This window comes from Kribbella italica, from assembly GCF_014205135.1.
GTDB classification, from domain to species: domain Bacteria; phylum Actinomycetota; class Actinomycetes; order Propionibacteriales; family Kribbellaceae; genus Kribbella; species Kribbella italica.
The window spans coordinates 8042137-8058946 of sequence record NZ_JACHMY010000001.1 but is presented as its reverse complement, the minus strand read 5'-3'; the positions used below and the strand labels follow the sequence as shown (position 1 = coordinate 8058946).

Here is a 16810-nt window from a genome sequence, read left to right as displayed (position 1 = left end):
GCAGGCTGCCGGCTGCGGCCGGCCCAAGCTGCTAACGCACCCCGCAGTAACCGGTGAAGCACGCGGTGGGTCGCGGGCAGGGCGTGGGCTGGTGACAGCGACCTACGCTCTCGGGCCCAGGGGGTCCTCGTCGGCTGGTGGGGTCGGCGTACGGCGGGTGTCGCTGGTGAGCGAGCGCTCGGGGAGCCACAGGACGAACGTGCTGCCGACGCCGACCTCGGAGTACAGGGAGACCGAGCCGCCGTGGGACTCGACGATCTGGCGGACGATGGCCAGGCCCAGGCCGGCTCGGCGTTGGCCGGTTGACGGGACGGTGGCGGGCGACTGGCGCTGGCCCGAGCGGAAGAAGCGGTCGAAGACGCGGTCGGCGTCCTCCTCGGCGATGCCGGGGCCTTCGTCGCGGACGGCGATCCAGGCCCAGCCGTTGCGGCTACCGACGGCGAGGACGAGTTCGCTGCCACCCCGGGCCAGGCGGACGGCGTTCGACAACAGATTGTCGACGGCCCGGCGCAGCGCCGACGCGTCGCCGGCGGCGATCGGGCCGGGCGCCAGCCGGCGTACGAGGTGGATCTCGCGGTCCGCGGCCAGGAGCGCGTACTCCTCGGCGGCCTCGCCGGCGATCCCGGCCAGGTCGATGTCGGCGTCGACGAAGGCCGGCGACGAACGGCGGGCGGAGGCGAGCAGGTCCTCGACCAAGCGGGTCATCCGCTGGATCGCGCGGGAGACGATCGCGGTCGCCTGCGCCCGGTCCTCGACCGGCGTGTCATCGTGAGCCAGGACAGCGTCGACGTTCGCCTGGATCACCGCCAGCGGATTCCGTAGCTCGTGCGACGCGTCGTCGACGAGCTGGCGCTGGGCGACGAACGCCGACTCCAGCCGGACCAGCATGTCGTCGACCGTGTCGGCGAGGTTGCGCAGCTCGTCGCGCGGACCGGTCAGCGCGATCCGCCGGGACAGGTCGGTCGCGGAGATGTCCTGCGCGGTCGCGGTGATCGCGCGCACCGGCCGCAGCGCGCGACCGGACAACCACCAGCCGGTCCCGAGGCTGACCAGGAACAGCACGCCCATGCCCGCCGCGGAGTAGTTCCGCATGGTCTGCAGGGTCTGGTAGTTGACCGCCGACTGGATGCTCGAGATCTCCGCCGCCTGGATGATGTACCCGGGCTTGAGCTTGATCTCGCCGTTGTTCGCGTAGGTGACCTTCTTGACCGTGATCGGGTCGAGCGGCTTCGGATCCAGGTACGCCGACAGCGCGAAGTACAGCCCACCGAGCAGCAACGCGGACAAGGCGATCAGCACCGCGGAGTACGTCAGCGTGAGCCGGAAACGAATGGTCTGCGCCCAACGGGGCAGCCTCGATGTCACCCCGGTCCGGAAGATCTTCATGTCTCACCTCGTAGCCGGTAGCCCCGGCCGATCACCGTTTCCAGCAAGGGGTCCTCGCCCTCCTGGGTGAGCTTGCGCCGCAGCGTCCCGACCGTCACGCGCACGCTCTGCGTGAAGGGGTCGGCGTTCTCGTCCCACACGTGCTCGAGCAGTTCCTCGGCCGACACGACGTGCCCCGGCCGGGACATCAGATACCGCAGTACGCCGAACTCCTTCAGCGTCAACGGCAGCTCCCGTCCGGCCCGGGTCGCCAGGTGGCGCGCCGAGTCGAGGACGAGATCGCCCACGTGCAGCTGCGTCGACCCGTTCGTCACGTCGCGCCGCAGCAGCGCGCGGATCCGGGCGAGCAGCTCGACCAGCGCGAACGGCTTCGTCAGGTAGTCGTCGGCGCCCTCGTCCAGCCCGCGGACCCGGTCGGCCAGCGAGGCCCGCGCGGTCAGCATCAGCACTCGCAGCTCGCGCCCCGACGCGACCTCGATCTCGCCCCGCCGTACCGCCCGGCACAGGTCGAGGCCGTTGGTGTCGGGCAGCGTGATGTCCAGGATCGCCAGGTCGTACGCCGTCGTGGCCAGCTTCTCGACCGCCTCGGCGCCGGTCAGCGCCGTGTCGACGGCATAGCCGGCCCGGCCGAGTCCCGAACGCAGAGCGCTGACCAGGCCTTCCTCGTCCTCCACCACCAGTAGTCGCACAAGCCAAAGGTAACGGCGATCGCGGCGTGCTCCGGGATGCGCTTTCGTTCGCCTTTCGTTCGGCTTTCCGGTCGTTTTCGCGGCCAGGTGATGAATTGGTCGCACGATCCGATCAGAAGGAGTCACAGATGAACTTCCCCGGAAAGCGTGTCCTGCTCGGCAGCGCGGTCGCCGTCGCGGCCCTCGGCGTCGGTGGTTTCGCGTACGCCGCCGGCAACGACCCCGTGCCGTCGCAGGGCTACGTGACCGTCGAGGACGGCGCGACCACTCCGTCGCCGGGCACTGGTCAGGGCACCGAGGGCCAGACCCGCGACGGCCGCGACTGCCCCGAGAAGAGCGGCGGCCAGGCCCAGCCGGAGCAGAGCCAGGGCCAGCCGTCGCAGCCCGAGCAGAGCCAGACTGATCCCCAGGGCAACGCATGACCGCAGTACTCGAACGCGCCCTCTTCGAGGTGAAGCGGGTCGTGGTCGGCCAGGACCAGCTGGTCGAGCGGATGATGGTGGGCCTGCTGGCCCGCGGTCACTGCCTGCTCGAAGGGGTCCCCGGCGTCGCCAAGACGCTCGCCGTCCGGACCCTCGCGGAGGTGATCGGCGGCCGGTTCGCCCGCCTGCAGTTCACCCCCGACCTGGTCCCCGGTGACATCGTCGGGACCCGGATCTGGCGGCCGTCGGCGGAGGGGTTCGACACCGAGCTCGGTCCGATCTTCGCCCACCTCGTGCTCGCCGACGAGATCAACCGGGCCCCGGCCAAGGTGCAGTCGGCGTTGCTGGAGGCAATGGCCGAGCAGCAGGTCAGCATCGGCGGGGTGAGCTACCCGTTGCCGGAGCCGTTCCTGGTGCTGGCGACGCAGAACCCGATCGAGTCCGAGGGCGTCTACGCGCTGCCCGAGGCGCAGCGGGACCGGTTCCTGCTGAAGATCACCGTCGACTACCCGAGCCCGATGGAGGAGCTCACGATCCTGCAGCGGATGAGCTCGCACCGGCCGCACGCGAACGCCGTACTGACGCCCGACATGGTCCGTGAGTTGCAGGAGGCAACGGAAGACGTCTTCGTGCACAACGCGGTCGCCGAGTACGTCGTACGGCTGGTGCATGCGACGCGCGAGCCGCACCAGTACGGGATCAACGATCTCGGTGGTGTGCTGGAGTTCGGGGTGAGCCCGCGGGCGACGCTCGGACTGGTCGCCGCCGGCCGCGCGCTCGCGTTGCTGCGCGGGCGGGACTACGTGTTGCCGGCCGACGTGTACGACGTCGCGCACGACGTGATGGCGCACCGGCTGGTGCTGACCTTCGACGCGCTCGCCGACGGGGTCGATCCCCGGGTGGTGGTGTCGCGGGTGCTGCACGCGGTCGAGCAGCCGCACGTCGTACCGGCTGATGACGGGCCCGGGATCAACGCCGTGCAGGGATTCGACGCCACGGGTGGAACCGCGGCATGACCGGCCCAGATCTTTTGGCGGGGCGCGAGCGGGCGCTGCGCTCGCTCGAGCTCTCCGTGAAGCGGAAGCTGGAAGGCTTCCTGCACGGCGAGATCACGGGCCTGCTCAGCGGTCCGGGCAGCGAGCCGAACGAGGCGCGGCCGTACCAGGCCGGGCAGGACGACGTCCGGCGGATGGACTGGAACGTGACCGCCCGCTCGCTCGAACCGCACGTCCGGGCGCCGCTCGCCGAACGCGAGCTGGAGACCTGGGCGCTGATCGACGCGTCGGCCAGCATGGACTTCGGTACGGCGCTGAGCGAGAAGCGCGACCTCGCGATCGCTGTGGTCGGCGCGGTCGGTCTGCTGGCCGACCGCCCCGGCAACACCCTGGGAGTCCGAGTAGCCCTGGGCAACCAAGTCCGAAGGATCCCTGCGGTGGGCGGATCAGCCGCACTCCGCCGGACCTTCCGCACACTGCTGTCGTTGCCCAGAGCAACACCAGGCGAGCACCCGGAAACAGACCTCGCCACCGCCATCACCAGATTCAACCGAGAACATCCCAGACCAGGTCTGCGTGTGGTCGTCTCCGACTTTCATACTTCCGATTGGGGAGATGCCCTGCGTCGCCTCGGCGCTCGGCACGAAGTGATTGCAGTCGAGGTGCTCGATCCTCGGGAGCTCGAGCTTCCTGAGGTCGGGCTGCTGACGGTGGTCGACCCCGAGACGGGCCGGCGGCGGGAAGTGCAGACGTCCAGCAAGAGACTGCGGCGGCGGTACGCCGACGCGATGGAGGCGCACCGGGAGCGCACCGCGCAGGCGATCCGGGCCTCGGGAGCGGCGCATCTCGTACTGCGGACCGACACCGACTGGGTGCGGGACGTCGCGGCGTTCGCCTCCGCCCGCAAGCGGGCCGCCGCCCGCCGAACCCCTCGAGGGAGGACCGGTATCCGATGAGATTCGAGCAACCCCTGTGGCTGTGGCTGCTGCTGGTCGCGGCCGCCCTGGTCGTCGCGTACGTGATCGCCCAGCGCCGCCGCAGCCAGTACGCCGTACGCTTCGCGACCCTGCCGATGCTGGAGAAGGTCGCCCCCAAGCGGCCCGGCTGGCGGCGGCACGCGCCGGCGTTCGCGTTCCTGGCCGCGATTGTCGTCCTGACCATCGCGATCGCCCGCCCGGTCACCGACGTCCGCGTCCCCCGCGAACGCGCGACAGTCGTGGTGGCGATGGACATCAGCAACTCGATGGCCGCGACCGACGTCTCGCCGGACCGGTTCAGCGTCGCCAAGGAGGCCGCGACGCAGTTCGTCCGCGACCTGCCCGAGCAGTTCAACGTCGGCCTGGTCTCGTTCGCCCGGACGGCGACCGTGGTCGCACCGCCGAGCACCAACCACCAGGCCGCCGTCGACGCGATCGAGCAGCTCACGCTGTCCGACAGCACGGCGATCGGCGAGGCCGTCCTGACCAGCCTGCAAGCGGTCCGGTCGCTGGACAGCCAGGCCGCCGAGGACCTGCCGCCGGCGCGCATCGTGCTGCTGTCCGACGGCTCCAACACCTCGGGGCGGTCGATCGACGAGGCGGCGCAGGAGGCCACCACGGCCGGCGTACCGGTCTCGACGATCGCGTACGGCACCCCGGACGGCACGATCGATCTCGAAGGCCGGTCGATCCCGGTCCCCGTCGACGCCGAGTCCCTGCAGGGGCTGGCCGAGACCACCAGCGGTTCCTTCTACGCCGCCGAGAGCAACGAGGAACTGCGCGACGTCTACTCCGACCTCCAGTCGTCGATCGGCTGGACCACCGAGGAGCGCGAGATCACCAACCTGGTGGCGGGAGTCGCCCTGGCCGCGGCGCTGCTGGCCGGACTGGCGTCGCTGCTGTGGTTCTCGCGGCTCCCGTGAGCACCCCCTGATCGTCAAGGAGCACTAGTGAGTCCACATCTGGGTCACCCCTTCCGCGGGCCGCACTACCAGCCCGGTCCGCCACCGGCCGCCCCGCCTCCTCCGGAGCAGCAGGCAGCCTTCCCGTTCCCCGTCACCCCGGCCTCCGCCCCGCCGGCTCCCCCCTCTCCGGCCGTGGCACCTCAGGCCGGGGTGACGGCCAAGCCGGTACGCCGTACCGGCCGCACGCTCGCCGCCGGGATCGCGCTGTCGATCCTGGCCGGCGGGCTGGCCGGTGCGGTGACCGGCAACTGGGGCGACGACACCCCACCCGCCGCGACCGCACAGTTGCCGCAGGCATCGGCTCCGTCGGCGGCCGGCGGCGGTGGTCCGTCGATCGCGTCGGCGGCCGAGAGCGTGCTGCCCGGCGTGGTGTCGGTGCGGGCCGGCCGGGCGACCGGCTCGGGCTTCGCGATCGACTCCGAAGGCCACGTGGTCACGAACGCGCACGTGGTGGAAGGAGCCCGCGAGGTCTCGATCGTGCTGTCGAACGGGCGGACGCTGGACACCGAGATCATCGGCGTCGACGCGGACAACGACCTGGCGGTGCTGCAGGTCTCCGGGAACGCGTCGAGCTCGGGACTGCGGTCGCTCCCGCTCGGCCGGTCCGCGGAGCTGAAGGTGGGCGACCCGGTGCTCGCCGTCGGGTCCCCGCTCGGGCTCGAAGGGACCGTGACGGCGGGGATCGTCAGCGCGGTCAACCGGCAGGCGCGGTTCGGCGACAGCGGTGCGCGGCAGACGGCGATCCAGACCGACGCGGCGATCAACCCGGGGAACTCGGGCGGCCCGCTGGTCAACGCCGCCGGTCAGGTGGTCGGCGTCAACACCGCGATCGCCACCCTCGGCAGCTCCAGCCGCTCCGGCAACATCGGCATCGGCTTCGCGATTCCGGTCGACCGGATGACCACGATCGTGCGGGGGCTGATCGACTAATCGGCTGGACGACCGGCCTCGCCGGCTGGTCTGATCAGGCCCAAGCACCTCGGCCCGCCGCGGATTCCATGCCACGCGGCGGGTCGAGGCTCGTCTACGGGTGGAACGGCGGCCGGTGGTAGATCGCGCCGGGCGCCCAGAACGGGCCGATCTCGTAGTACTCGTACACCCCGCTGAAGTAGTCCGGGGCGTCGGTCAGCTCCGGGTCGTACGCCGGTGAGCCGACCAGCGTCGACTGGTCGCGCTCGATCACCACCTGGTCGTCGTCGACCGAGCGGACCAGCTCGACCGGCACCAGGCGCGACTCCTTGCCCAGGCCGAGGAAGCCGCCGTCGACGACCTCGAGCAGCCGGATCTTCTCCTCGTCCTGGTCGAGGAACAAGCCGTCCACCTTGCCGACCTTGTCGCCCGCGGCGTCCACCACGGTCCGGCCCCGGATGTCGTCGCCCGGGTCGGCCAGCACCAGATCGGTGGACCCCAGCTTCACCAGCGATACCTGCGGCTGCTCAGTCATCGTCGTTCTCCCTTCCGGCCCTCCGGTAGCCGGAAGCCGCGCTGGTCAAACGGTCGCTTGCCTGCGCAGTACGCCGGAAACCGGCGCCGGGCCTGGATCGCCGTCGAGGTGCCGCCGCACCCAGTCGTCCAGATCGAAGGCCGCCTCCGCCGGATCGCACAGCAGGTGCTCCCGCCACCAGTCCCCACCGCCTCCCGCCGCGCTCCCGCGCCCCGCCGCGTCCCCGCCTCCCGCCGCGCTCCCGCGCCCCGCCGCGTCCCCGCCTCCCGCCGCGTCCCCGCGCCCCGCGCTCCCGCCTCCCGCCGCGCTCCCGCCTCCCACCGCGGCGCCGCGCCCCGCGCGGGGCGGGTGCTGCGCGCGGACGGCCTGCTCGGATCGTCCGAGGGCAGCAGCGATCTCCTGCCAGCTGCTCCCCCGGAGCCTGGCGAGCGCGACCACCGACTCGACGTACCGGTCGGCCGCCTCCAGGACCGCGCGGGCCGCGCCGAGTTCCTCGGCCGCAGCCGGGACCGCAGCTCCGGCGGTTTCCGCGAGCTGACACGCCTCGTACGACAGTGCGACGCGTGCGACGGCCTCTTCCATGGTTCGAGCATCGAGGCCGACGGCGAGCGGCACAATGCGGGATTCCCGCAGTCAGCCTCTGTCCAGGGCATAGGCTGACTCCATGCGCTACGACCTCGAGGACCTCAGGCTCTTCGTCCACGTCGTGACCGAAGGGTCCATCACCGCAGGCGCGCGACGGATGCACCTGAGCCTCCCGTCGGCCAGCGCCCGGGTCCGCGCGCTCGAAGCGCAGGCCGGTCTGCCTCTGTTGATCCGCGAACGCAGAGGCATCCGCCCGACCCCGGCCGGCAGCACGCTGGCCCGGCACGCCGAGGCCGTGCTCGCCGAGACCATCCGTCTCGACAGCGCGATCGCCGGCTACACCGCTGCCCCGCGCCGACCCGTCGTACTCGTCGCGGGCGCCTCCGGGATGCACCGGATCGTCCCGCTCGCGCTGACGACGTACCTGCGGGCCTACCCCGAGTACGACGTCTCCGTCTCCGAACACCGGACCCCGGAGAGCCTCCGCATGCTCGCCGAGGGCGAGGCCGATCTGGGCATCGTCCTGCACGACGAAGCCGAGGACACCGACCTGACCCTGGAACCCCTCAGCGAAGACCACCTCGTGGTCATCGGCCAAGCGGGCGGCGTACTCACCGGCCGTACCGGCATGACGTACCGCGAGGCCGCCGAGCACCCGATGGTCGGCGTCTCCCTCGACTCGTCCCTACGCCAGTGGATCGACCGCCACCTCCCGGCCAACGCACCGGTCCCCCGCTACCGCACGCTCGTCCCCGACCTGCACACACTGATCGCCCTGGCGACCTCCGGCGCAGGCCTCGCCATCACTCCCCGCCGAGCGGTCACAGCGAGCCCCGACCTCGACATCTGCCCATTGACCGACCCCTGGTCACTACGCCGCCACCTACTGGCCCACGGCACCCGCCGCCCAGCCTCCCGCCGAGCAACAGACGCCCTGGCCGACCACATCCGCGCTACAGCCAACAGCTGACCCACCCGCTCCCGGCTCGCCCACGCCCGCCAGCGTTCGGCACGCACCCAGGCCCCTCGCCTCGAGTGCCGACCCCCGTCAGCCTCAGGTACGCCGTACAGCCAGCCCGTCTGCTAGTTGACCTTGACCGTCGCCGCGCCAGACAGGCCGGCGGCGTGCTGGGTGGTCGCGGCCCGCAGGACGCGCACACCCCAGCTCCCGGCCGTCGGGAACGCGTAGCCGAGCGACGTCACCGTGCTGGTTGGTACGGCGACGCTTCGGACGATCGTCCACGTCGTCGCCCCGGGCTTACGAACCTGCAGGTGCGCGACGGCTCCGGCGTCGTACGGCGACGCGGCGACCTGGTAGGTGACGGCCTTGCCGCGCGTTGCCGAGGTCGGCACGCTCCGCCAGACCACCGTCGCGTAGGAGACCGCGGCGATCACGGGCGAAACGACCGTCTCACTCGGCACCGAGGACGCCAGGACGGCCCGGAAGCTGCCGTTGGCGCCGCTGGTGAACGGGATCGAGGCGATGCCTCCGGCAACAGTCTTGACTGAGCCGACGGTCCCCCACGCGGTGCTGCCGACCGCCTGCCGCTGCAGAGTGACGGTGATCCCGGCCGGCGCCGCGCTCCACGCTCCGGTGGTGTGGTTGTCCTGAACGGTCACCTTCGCGGTGCCGCGCGCGCCGTACGCGACGGCCGGCGCGGAAACGACAGCCCGGCGAGCGGCGTACACCTGAACCGGCTGGCTGATGAGCTTCCGGTAGGCGCCCGTGTCCAGGGAGAAGCTGATCCAGCTCGCACCTGAGACCTTCGGAGTGACCGGCGCCGACGTCCGCAGAGGCCCAGGTGCGGTCGTGCAGAACCGACCCATGCCGACCGAGTCGGCAGGCTTCGGCGCGGACAGCTCGATGTCGCAGGTCTGCAGCGGGTAACCCACCGGGCCATCGGCCGACAGCGTGACCGTCGACTTCCGCCCGACCACCAGCGTCGGCGCGACGGCCTTGGCCTGGAAGTCCGACACGACCACCGACCGCTTGGTCTGCTTGCCGATCAGGCGACCGGCCTGGTCGAACAGAGTCAGTTCGACCTGATGCGTTCCGACCGGCAGGTCGGCGCCCTGCATGCTGACGCTCACGGTTTGCTTCGCGGTTGGCTGCTGCCAGTTGTTCGACGACCATCCCGGTGTCACGGCGATCACGCGCTCGACGCCGTTCACCGTCAACTTCACGGTGGCCGGCCGGCTCCCGCTCAGCAGCGGTCCCTGGACAGTCAGCCCGCTGCCGAAGCCGGACCACCCGAGCACCAGCGGCGCGTCGCCTGGGGTGAAGCCCGCCTGGTTGGCGTGCGTGACGAAGACCGATGAAGCGCGGCCCTGGCCGTAGAAGCCGTCGGTACCGCGGGCCTTGGTCTCGACCCGGTACAGCCCGTCGGCAAGGTCCGACAGGTCCAGGTCGAACAGCGCGTCCTTGCTCAGTCCACGGCTGACGCTGAACGGCGCCGAGGAGGTCATCCGGGTCACGCCGGCGCTGTCGATCAGCCGGAGCTCGGCGACCGCGTCGGCGGGCGCGTAGTCCACGCTGACCCGGAAGGTGCCGGTGGCGTCGGCGACGCCACCGTCGAACAGCTCACCGGCGCGGACGTACTTGACGTCCGAGATCGCCGTCGGACCGCTGATGTAGAGCGTCCCGCCGCCGTAGGCGACCAAGCCGCCGACGGTTGTCAGCTTCGCGGAGAGCAGCGCCGACCCGAACCCAGGTCGCGGGGTGTTCCACTCGCCGAAGCGCAGCGCGACGGTCACCTCGCACCCGTCGGCACACGACCCGGCCGGGATGTCGACCGCACCGGACACGTCGTACCCGAGGGTGACGTCGACCCGCCCGCTGGACTCACCACCGAGGTCGACGGCCAGCCGCACCGTCAGGTCACCGAGCGGAACCGTGCTGTTGGCGGCCGGGCTCAGCACCGTCACCGACGGCTCGGCCGCCGCCGAAGCGGCCGCGGTGGCGGCCGGCAGCGCGAACACGACCAGCCAGAGCGAGAGCACCGCGGGCAAGGCGCGGCGGAACAACGAACGCATGAGAACCCCCAGAACGAACGGCGCACGCGCGCCTCACCGGCCTATCGTTGCCCAAGGCCCGTTCGTTACACCGCGCGGAGCGGCGACTCCGGCTCGCTCACGAGTACCAGCCCCGGGTGCGGAAGCGGCTGGGACCGTAGGCCAGGAAGCCGATGCCGAAGGCGCCGACGAGGCCCGGCAGGACGTAGTCGTAGCCCCAGTCGGTGGCCTGCATCCGGGTCGGCTCCTGGGGGTCGTAGACGACGTCGATCGTGCCGCCGACAGTGGCGTCCACGAAGTTCGTGGTGCTGTCCTCGATCGTCTCGCCGGCCTTTGTGGTGTACCGGACGTCGATGCGTTCGTTCTTGCCGTTCGTCTTGTGCAGCACCGTGGCCGGAACGACCTCGCCGCGGTGCTGGAGGTAGTAGACGTCGCGCGCCAGCCAGCACCCGAAGGCCAGCGCGACGCAGCCGACCACGAGGTAGAGCACCCCGTCGAAGTCCCACTGCCGCCCGCTGCGCCCCTCGCGACGCTGCCGGGCGGCGACGCGCTTGGCCCGGCGCCGGGCCGCTTCGGCCCGGCGGGCTTCTGGTGTCTTCCTGCTGGTCATCGATCCTCCCCGGTAGGTCCGGGGTGGGACGTCCCGGCCGGTGGAGGCGTTCCCTAGGGCTGGGTGAGGAGCGGGCGGGTTCCGTTGAGGACGGCAGCGTAGCGGGAGCGGACCTCGGCGGCCTCGGTGTCGGTGAGGATCGACGACTCGGGCTTGCCGACGGCAACAGACCAGGTGGGTGGGGTGTCAGCATCCGACAACGCCCACGCCGCCTGGCGAGCCGCGCCGAGGGCGACGTACTCGCCGGGCTCGGGCAGCACGACCGGTGCTCCCAGCAACGCAGGAGCAAGAGCCTGTACGGCGCGGGAGCGCGCCGCGCCGCCCAGCAGCAGCACCCGCTCGACCGGAAGGCCCTGCGCCCGCAGGGCGTCGACAGCATCGGCCAGGCCGCACAGCATGCCCTCGACAGCCGCGCGGGCCATCGTCGCGGGCTGCATGGTCGCGCGGGTCAGCCCGTAGACCAGGCCGGTCGAGTGCGGCAGGTCAGGGGTCCGCTCGCCGTCCAGGTAGGGCAGCAGGACCAGCCCGTCGCTCCCGGACGAGTTCAGAGCCGCCTCGTCCAGCTCGGCCAGCTCCATGCCCAGCAGGGTCGCCGTGGCCGACATGACCCGCGCCGCGTTCAGCGTGCAGACCAGCGGCAGGTAGCCCCCGGTGGCGTCGGCAAAGCCGGCGACCAGCCCGCTGGGATCAGCGGTTGGCGTCGTACTGGTCGCGAAAGCTGTGCCGCTGGTCCCCAGCGACACAGCAACGTCACCCGGCTGCAGGTCGAGCCCCAGGGCAGCCGCCATGTTGTCACCGGTCCCGGCCGCGATCACCGCACCGCCGACGGTCTCCCCGACGATCTCCCGAGGCCCAGCGACCCGCGGCAGCGCCAGCGGTCTGCCGAAGGCACGCTCAACCAGGTCAGGCCGGTACGAGTTGGTCGCCGGCGACCACCAGCCGGTCCCGGACGCGTCGCCGCGGTCAGTGGTGAGGTCCCCGATCCCAGCGCGCCCAGCAGCGAGCTGGTGAGTCAGCCAGTCGTGCGGCAACGCCACAGCCGCAGCCCGGGCCGCAGCCTCCGGTGCGGCCGTCTGCACCCAGCGCAGCTTGGTCACCGTGAAGCTCGGCACCGGCAGCGACCCGATCGCCTCGGCCCACGCCTCGGCACCACCCAGCTCGGCGACCAGCTCCGCGGTCGCGTCGGCCGAGCTCGTGTCGTTCCACAGGACCGCCGGGTGCACGGTCGAGCCGTCGCCGTCGAGCAGCACCATCCCGTGCTGCTGCCCACCGACCGACAGCGCCTGTACGTCGTCCAGCAACCCCTCCGACGCGATCTGCCAGGCCTTCAGCCACTCGGCGGGGTCGACCTGGGTGGCGTCGGGGTGCGGCGCACGTCCCTCGCGCAGCACCTCCCCGGTCTCGGCGTCGCAGACCACGACCTTGGTGGCCTGGGTGGAGCAGTCGACACCGGCAACCAGTTTCGGCTGTGTCATCAGACGGAGTTCCTCTCGGAAGCGGCGAGCAGGCGAAGGACCTCGCGGGCCAGGTCGGTCGTGGTCACCAGCGTGGTCACCAGTCCCGACCGGACGGCCGCGATCACCGCGGGAGCCCGGTGCGCGCCGGCCGCCAGCGCGACCCGCTCGGCTGGGCGGCGCAACTGGTCGACCGACACCGCGATGATCATCTGCTCCAGCGGTGACTCGACCAGTTTGCCGCCCACGTCCAGCAGATGCCCACTCACCTCGGCCACGGCGCCTCCCACGACCCCTTCGTCGCGGACCGCCTCCGACACCGCGTCCCACACCGTGGAGCAGCCGGCCCGCCAGGCACCGATCGCGACGACGGAGATGTCCAGCCCGTCGGCCATCGCCAGGGTGTCGGCGATCCCGGGCTGCCGGCGCAGCGCGGTCACCGCGGCGACGTCGTCCACGACGAGCGGCGCGTGCACGGCGTACGCCGTACCGCCGGCCAGCTCGGCCGCGCGGCGGGCCAGGTCGACCGTCGTACCGCCGCCGGCCGGAGAGTGCAGCGAACCGGCCATCTGGATCACCGTGCAGGAGGGCAGCGCGTCGAAGTGGTCGACCATCGCGTCGACCGCCCGGCTCCACGTCAGGCCCAGCAGGTCGCCCGCACGGACCAGTGGCATTACCGTCCGGGCAGCAGCCTCCGCGACCTGCGCCCGGACCTGCTCAGCCGACCCTGTCGCGGTGGTCGCGACGCAGCGCGGGATGCCGAGCACAGCGGCCAGCTCCTCGGACAGCCCCCGGTCGACTGGGCTGGGACTCTTGATCTGGATCTGGACGATCCCCCGCTCCCGGGCGCCCTCCAGCAGCCGGGCGATCTTGAAGCGGCTGAGGCCGAGCTGCTTGGCGATGTCCACCTTGGAGGCGTTGTCCAGGTAGTACCGCCGGGCGACGTCCGCCAGCAGCTCGTCGTCCTCCCCCCGCCAGCTCTCGACCCCCTCCCCGCTCATCCGGCCAGGTCCTCCAGCGTCGCCCGGGCGCCACGCTCGTGCAGGGACGCCAGCGACGCCTTGTACGCCGTCACGAACCGCTCGTCGTCGACCAGGTCGCCGAACAGGTCCCGGTCGGAGACGAACACCAGCGGGTCCTCCCGGTTGTGCTGGGCGCGCTCGACCAGCTTGTCGCGCAGCCGGTCGACCACCTCGATCGGCTCGCCCTGCTCGTCCACGCCCTCGGCGTACCGGGCCCAGGAGGCCACCACCAGGGCAGACCGCTCGACACCACGGTCGGCGGCCAGCTGCTCGCGGATGACGGGCACCAGCCACTTGGGGATCCGGTCCGAGCTCTCGGCGCACAGGCGGGCCAGTGTGTCCCGCACCTCCGGGTTGGCGAACCGCTCGATCAGCTGGTGCTTGTACTGCTCCAGGTCCACCCCCGGTACGGCGGGCAGCGTCGGCTGGCCCTCCTCGGTCATGTAGCCGAGCAGGAAGTCGACGAACAGCTTGTCCTGGCACACCTCGTGCGCGTACCTGTAGCCGGCCAGGTATCCGAGGTAGCACAGCGCCTGGTGGCTCGCGTTGAGCAGTCGCAGCTTCATCAGCTCGTACGGCTCGACGTCCTCGACCACCTGCACCCCAACGTCCTCGTACGCCGGTCGCACGCCGCCGAAGTCGTCCTCCAGCACCCACTGCGTGAACGGCTCGCACACCACCGGCCAGCCGTCCTCCACCCCGAACCGCTCGGCCAGCGCCTCGCGGTCGGAGTCGGCGGTGACCGGCGTGATCCGGTCGACCATGCAGTTCGGGAACCGCACCTCGGCATCGATCCAGTCCGCCAGCTCGGTATCGCGGAGCCGGGCGAAGGCGGTCAGCATCTTCTTCGCGACGTGCCCGTTGCCGGGGATGTTGTCGCACGACATCACCGTGAACGGCTTGGTGCCCGCCGCGCGGTGCCGGGCCAGCGCCTCGACGACGAGCCCGAACGCCGTACCGGGCGTGGCACCCGGTTCCAGGTCGGCGGCCAGACCCGGGTCGTTCGCGTCGAGCTCCCCGGTCACCTGGTTGACGTGGTACCCGCCCTCGGTGATCGTCAGCGAGACGATCCGCGTGGCCGGGTCGGTCATCCGGGCCAGCACCGCCTCCGGGTCGTCCGGGGCGAACAGGTACTCGACGATCGAGCCGATCACCCGCGGCTCGAGCGTGCCGTCCGGGGACTTCACCACCAGCGTGTAGAGGCAGTCCTGCGCCGCCATCACGTCGGCCATCCGCCGGTCCTGCGGCAGGACGCCGACGCCGCAGATCCCCCAGTCGAGCGCCTTGCCGTCGGCCATCAGGCGGTCCAGGTACATCGCCTGGTGGGCCCGGTGGAACCCGCCGACCCCGAAGTGGACGATGCCCGGGCTGACCGTCGTACGGTCGTAGGCCGGAACGCCCACCTGCGGGTCGAGCGAGGACAGCGTGGCGGAACTGAGCTTCTGCAAGGTCACTTGACGGCTCCCAGCGACAGGCCCTGGACCAGCTTGTCCTGGGCGGCGAAGCCGGCGATCAGGACGGGCAGCGACACCACCAGCGAGGCCGCGCAGACCTTGGCCAGGAACAGCCCCTGGCTGGTGACGAAGCCGGTCAGGAACACCGGTGCGGTCTGGGCCACGGTACCTGTCAGCACCCGCGCGAAGAGCAGCTCGTTCCAGCTGAAGATGAAGCAGATCAGCGCCGCCGACGCGATGCCCGGCGTGACCACCGGAGCGACCACGGAACGCAACGTCCGGATCAGCCCGGCGCCGTCCACCGAGGCCGCCTCCAGGATCTCCACCGGCACCTCGGCCAGGAAGCTGCGCAGCATCCAGACCGCGATCGGCAGGTTCATCGAGGTGTAGAGCACGATCAGCAGCCAGATGTTGTCCAGCAGCCCGGTGAACTGCGCGAACAGGTAGATCGGCAGCAGCCCGGCGACCACCGGCAGCATCTTCGTGGACAGGAAGAAGAACATCACGTCGGTCCACTTCTTCACCGGCTTGATCGACAGCGCGTACGCCGCCGGGAACGCCAGCAGGATGACCAGGACCGTGGACAGGATGCTCGCGGTCAGCGAGTTCGCGATCGACGGCCACGGACCGCTGTCGAAGAACGACCGGTAGCCGTCCAGCGTCAGCGGCGCCGCGACGGCCGGCGGGTTCTTGGCCGCGTCCTCCTCGGCGTGGAACGAGGTCAGCGCCATCCACAGCACCGGCAGCACGAACAACGTGCCGACGATCCAGGCCAGCCCGCTCAGCGCGACCCCGCCACCGCGCCGCTTCTTCCCCGTCACGATCGTCACCGTGTTGCTCATCGGCCCTCCTCCTTGAACAGCGACGAGACCGAGCGCAGCGCGAACGTCGCGATGATGATCGTGCCGATCACGACGATCACGCCGGCCGCCGAGGCCCGGCCGTAGTCGTGGGCGGTGTAGAAGGTCTGGTAGATCGTGTACGGCAGGTTCGCCGTACCGAGTCCACCGGACGTGATGGTGAAGACGGCGTCGAAGTTCTGCACCACGTAGATCGAGCCGAGCAGCGCGCTGAGCTCGAGGTACTGGCGCAGGTGCGGCAGCGTCATGTAGCGGAAGATGTCCCACTGGCTGGCGCCGTCGATGCCCGCGGCCTCGATCACGTCCAGCGGCCGGCTCTGCAGCCCGGCCAGCAGGATCAGCATCATGAACGGCGTCCACTGCCAGACCAGCGCGAAGATCACCGACCACAACGGCTGGTTGCTGATCCAGTCCGGTTGTGGCGCGTTGTCCCCGAAGATCCAGGTCAGCAAGCCGTTGAAGAGCCCGTACTCCGGGTTGTAGAGCGCGTGCTTCCACAGCAGCGCGGCCGCGACCGGTACGACGAGGAACGGCGTGATCATCATCGTCCGGACGATCCCGCGGCCGCGGAACCTGCGGTCCAGCAGCAACGCGATGCCGAGCCCGAGCAGCAGGCTGATCAGGACGACGGCCGCGGTCAGCAGGATCGTCACCAGGATCGCCTGCCGCGTGTTCGCGTCCGTCAGCACCCGCCGGAAGTTGTCGATCCCGGCGAAGCCGCGCTCGTCGGGGTAGTAGGCGTTCCAGTCCATGAACGAGGTGATGATCGTGACCACGAACGGCAGCTGGGTCACGACGATCATGAAGATCAGGGCCGGCAGCAACGGCGCCCGCCGGGCCCAGTCGCCGGTCTTGCGCAGCATCGTGGACTGCGATCCAGGCGGACCGGCGGCGTGCCGGCCGCTGGGGCGTGCCTCGGTGTCGACACTCATGAC

The 16810-nt window shown here is 71.1% G+C and carries 17 protein-coding genes; 6 read left to right on the top strand and 11 right to left on the bottom strand.

Translation table 11 applies throughout. The features are described from left to right. Positions 1–102 precede the first annotated feature (102 nt). Complete coding sequence (locus tag HDA39_RS37825; RefSeq protein WP_184803565.1) at positions 103–1386, bottom strand: sensor histidine kinase; 1284 nt, start codon at positions 1384–1386, stop codon at positions 103–105. After that, the gene (locus HDA39_RS37820; protein WP_184803563.1) at positions 1383–2075 is read right to left on the bottom strand and encodes a response regulator; all 693 of its coding nucleotides are present in this window, start codon (positions 2073–2075) and stop codon (positions 1383–1385) included. The genes HDA39_RS37825 and HDA39_RS37820 overlap by 4 nt, the downstream gene beginning before the upstream one ends. A gap of 128 nt (positions 2076–2203) precedes the next feature. Between HDA39_RS37820 and HDA39_RS37815 the strand changes: the two genes are divergently transcribed. The 5 genes from HDA39_RS37815 to HDA39_RS37795 all read left to right on the top strand — a co-directional run bounded on the left by HDA39_RS37815 (position 2204) and on the right by HDA39_RS37795 (position 6364). After that, entirely contained in the window at positions 2204–2497 is a 294-nt protein-coding gene (locus tag HDA39_RS37815; protein WP_184803561.1) for a hypothetical protein, read from the top strand. Then, a complete protein-coding gene (locus HDA39_RS37810; RefSeq protein WP_184803559.1) occupies positions 2494–3513 on the top strand; it encodes an AAA family ATPase in 1020 nt (339 codons plus the stop codon). The genes HDA39_RS37815 and HDA39_RS37810 overlap by 4 nt, the downstream gene beginning before the upstream one ends. Beyond that, positions 3510–4448, top strand: coding sequence for a DUF58 domain-containing protein (locus HDA39_RS37805; RefSeq protein ID WP_184803557.1), 939 nt, complete (start codon positions 3510–3512; stop codon positions 4446–4448). The genes HDA39_RS37810 and HDA39_RS37805 overlap by 4 nt, the downstream gene beginning before the upstream one ends. Next, positions 4445–5392: a VWA domain-containing protein gene (locus tag HDA39_RS37800; protein WP_184803555.1), complete on the top strand. Its 948-nt coding sequence runs from the start codon at positions 4445–4447 to the stop codon at positions 5390–5392. The genes HDA39_RS37805 and HDA39_RS37800 overlap by 4 nt, the downstream gene beginning before the upstream one ends. 174 nt (positions 5393–5566) lie before the next feature. After that, a complete protein-coding gene (locus HDA39_RS37795; RefSeq protein ID WP_337926059.1) occupies positions 5567–6364 on the top strand; it encodes a S1C family serine protease in 798 nt (265 codons plus the stop codon). Between the two features lie 94 nt (positions 6365–6458). Here the strand turns inward: HDA39_RS37795 and HDA39_RS37790 are convergent, their stop codons facing one another. Together HDA39_RS37790 and HDA39_RS37785 are read right to left on the bottom strand one after the other, a co-directional pair. Further along, the gene (locus tag HDA39_RS37790; RefSeq protein ID WP_184803551.1) at positions 6459–6878 is read right to left on the bottom strand and encodes a PRC-barrel domain-containing protein; all 420 of its coding nucleotides are present in this window, start codon (positions 6876–6878) and stop codon (positions 6459–6461) included. 45 nt (positions 6879–6923) lie between these two features. Further along, positions 6924–7460 carry a hypothetical protein gene (locus HDA39_RS37785; RefSeq protein WP_184803549.1) on the bottom strand — a complete coding sequence of 179 codons (537 nt, stop codon included), beginning with the start codon at positions 7458–7460 and terminating at the stop codon, positions 6924–6926. Between the two features lie 82 nt (positions 7461–7542). Here HDA39_RS37785 and HDA39_RS37780 point away from each other — a divergent pair, with 82 nt between their 5' ends. Further along, positions 7543–8433 (top strand): LysR family transcriptional regulator, encoded by an 891-nt coding sequence (locus tag HDA39_RS37780; RefSeq protein ID WP_184803547.1) that lies wholly within the window; start codon positions 7543–7545, stop codon positions 8431–8433. Positions 8434–8546: 113 nt separating this feature from the next. Here HDA39_RS37780 and HDA39_RS37775 read toward each other — a convergent pair whose 3' ends face one another. The 7 genes from HDA39_RS37775 to HDA39_RS37745 form a co-directional block, all read right to left on the bottom strand. Continuing rightward, positions 8547–10496, bottom strand: a complete 1950-nt coding sequence (locus HDA39_RS37775) for a hypothetical protein (protein ID WP_184803545.1) — start codon at positions 10494–10496, stop codon at positions 8547–8549. 97 nt (positions 10497–10593) lie between these two features. Next, positions 10594–11085 (bottom strand): DUF3592 domain-containing protein, encoded by a 492-nt coding sequence (locus tag HDA39_RS37770; RefSeq protein WP_184803543.1) that lies wholly within the window; start codon positions 11083–11085, stop codon positions 10594–10596. Between the two features lie 53 nt (positions 11086–11138). Continuing rightward, positions 11139–12560 (bottom strand): xylulokinase, encoded by a 1422-nt coding sequence (gene xylB, locus HDA39_RS37765; RefSeq protein ID WP_184803541.1) that lies wholly within the window; start codon positions 12558–12560, stop codon positions 11139–11141. Continuing rightward, positions 12560–13540 (bottom strand): sugar-binding transcriptional regulator, encoded by a 981-nt coding sequence (locus tag HDA39_RS37760; RefSeq protein WP_184803539.1) that lies wholly within the window; start codon positions 13538–13540, stop codon positions 12560–12562. The genes xylB and HDA39_RS37760 overlap by 1 nt, the downstream gene beginning before the upstream one ends. Then, the gene (locus HDA39_RS37755; RefSeq protein WP_337926058.1) at positions 13537–15015 is read right to left on the bottom strand and encodes a mannitol dehydrogenase family protein; all 1479 of its coding nucleotides are present in this window, start codon (positions 15013–15015) and stop codon (positions 13537–13539) included. The genes HDA39_RS37760 and HDA39_RS37755 overlap by 4 nt, the downstream gene beginning before the upstream one ends. Next, a complete protein-coding gene (locus HDA39_RS37750) occupies positions 15012–15857 on the bottom strand; it encodes a carbohydrate ABC transporter permease (RefSeq protein WP_184803537.1) in 846 nt (281 codons plus the stop codon). Before HDA39_RS37750 ends, HDA39_RS37755 begins: the two co-directional genes overlap by 4 nt. Further along, positions 15854–16807: a carbohydrate ABC transporter permease gene (locus HDA39_RS37745; RefSeq protein ID WP_184803535.1), complete on the bottom strand. Its 954-nt coding sequence runs from the start codon at positions 16805–16807 to the stop codon at positions 15854–15856. The genes HDA39_RS37750 and HDA39_RS37745 overlap by 4 nt, the downstream gene beginning before the upstream one ends. Positions 16808–16810 lie beyond the last annotated feature (3 nt).

What these genes read in the sequence shown, in the direction of transcription:
- HDA39_RS37780 (WP_184803547.1), top strand. Translation starts at nt 7,543, where the DNA reads ATGCGCTACGACCTCGAGGACCTCAGGCTCTTCGTCCACGTCGTGACC.
- HDA39_RS37750 (WP_184803537.1), bottom strand. Translation starts at nt 15,857, where the DNA reads ATGAGCAACACGGTGACGATCGTGACGGGGAAGAAGCGGCGCGGTGGC.
- HDA39_RS37825 (WP_184803565.1), bottom strand. Translation starts at nt 1,386, where the DNA reads ATGAAGATCTTCCGGACCGGGGTGACATCGAGGCTGCCCCGTTGGGCG.
- HDA39_RS37785 (WP_184803549.1), bottom strand. Translation starts at nt 7,460, where the DNA reads ATGGAAGAGGCCGTCGCACGCGTCGCACTGTCGTACGAGGCGTGTCAG.
- HDA39_RS37760 (WP_184803539.1), bottom strand. Translation starts at nt 13,540, where the DNA reads ATGAGCGGGGAGGGGGTCGAGAGCTGGCGGGGGGAGGACGACGAGCTG.
- xylB (WP_184803541.1), bottom strand. Translation starts at nt 12,560, where the DNA reads ATGACACAGCCGAAACTGGTTGCCGGTGTCGACTGCTCCACCCAGGCC.
- HDA39_RS37810 (WP_184803559.1), top strand. Translation starts at nt 2,494, where the DNA reads ATGACCGCAGTACTCGAACGCGCCCTCTTCGAGGTGAAGCGGGTCGTG.
- HDA39_RS37770 (WP_184803543.1), bottom strand. Translation starts at nt 11,085, where the DNA reads ATGACCAGCAGGAAGACACCAGAAGCCCGCCGGGCCGAAGCGGCCCGG.
- HDA39_RS37815 (WP_184803561.1), top strand. Translation starts at nt 2,204, where the DNA reads ATGAACTTCCCCGGAAAGCGTGTCCTGCTCGGCAGCGCGGTCGCCGTC.
- HDA39_RS37790 (WP_184803551.1), bottom strand. Translation starts at nt 6,878, where the DNA reads ATGACTGAGCAGCCGCAGGTATCGCTGGTGAAGCTGGGGTCCACCGAT.
- HDA39_RS37805 (WP_184803557.1), top strand. Translation starts at nt 3,510, where the DNA reads ATGACCGGCCCAGATCTTTTGGCGGGGCGCGAGCGGGCGCTGCGCTCG.
- HDA39_RS37800 (WP_184803555.1), top strand. Translation starts at nt 4,445, where the DNA reads ATGAGATTCGAGCAACCCCTGTGGCTGTGGCTGCTGCTGGTCGCGGCC.
- HDA39_RS37775 (WP_184803545.1), bottom strand. Translation starts at nt 10,496, where the DNA reads ATGCGTTCGTTGTTCCGCCGCGCCTTGCCCGCGGTGCTCTCGCTCTGG.
- HDA39_RS37745 (WP_184803535.1), bottom strand. Translation starts at nt 16,807, where the DNA reads ATGAGTGTCGACACCGAGGCACGCCCCAGCGGCCGGCACGCCGCCGGT.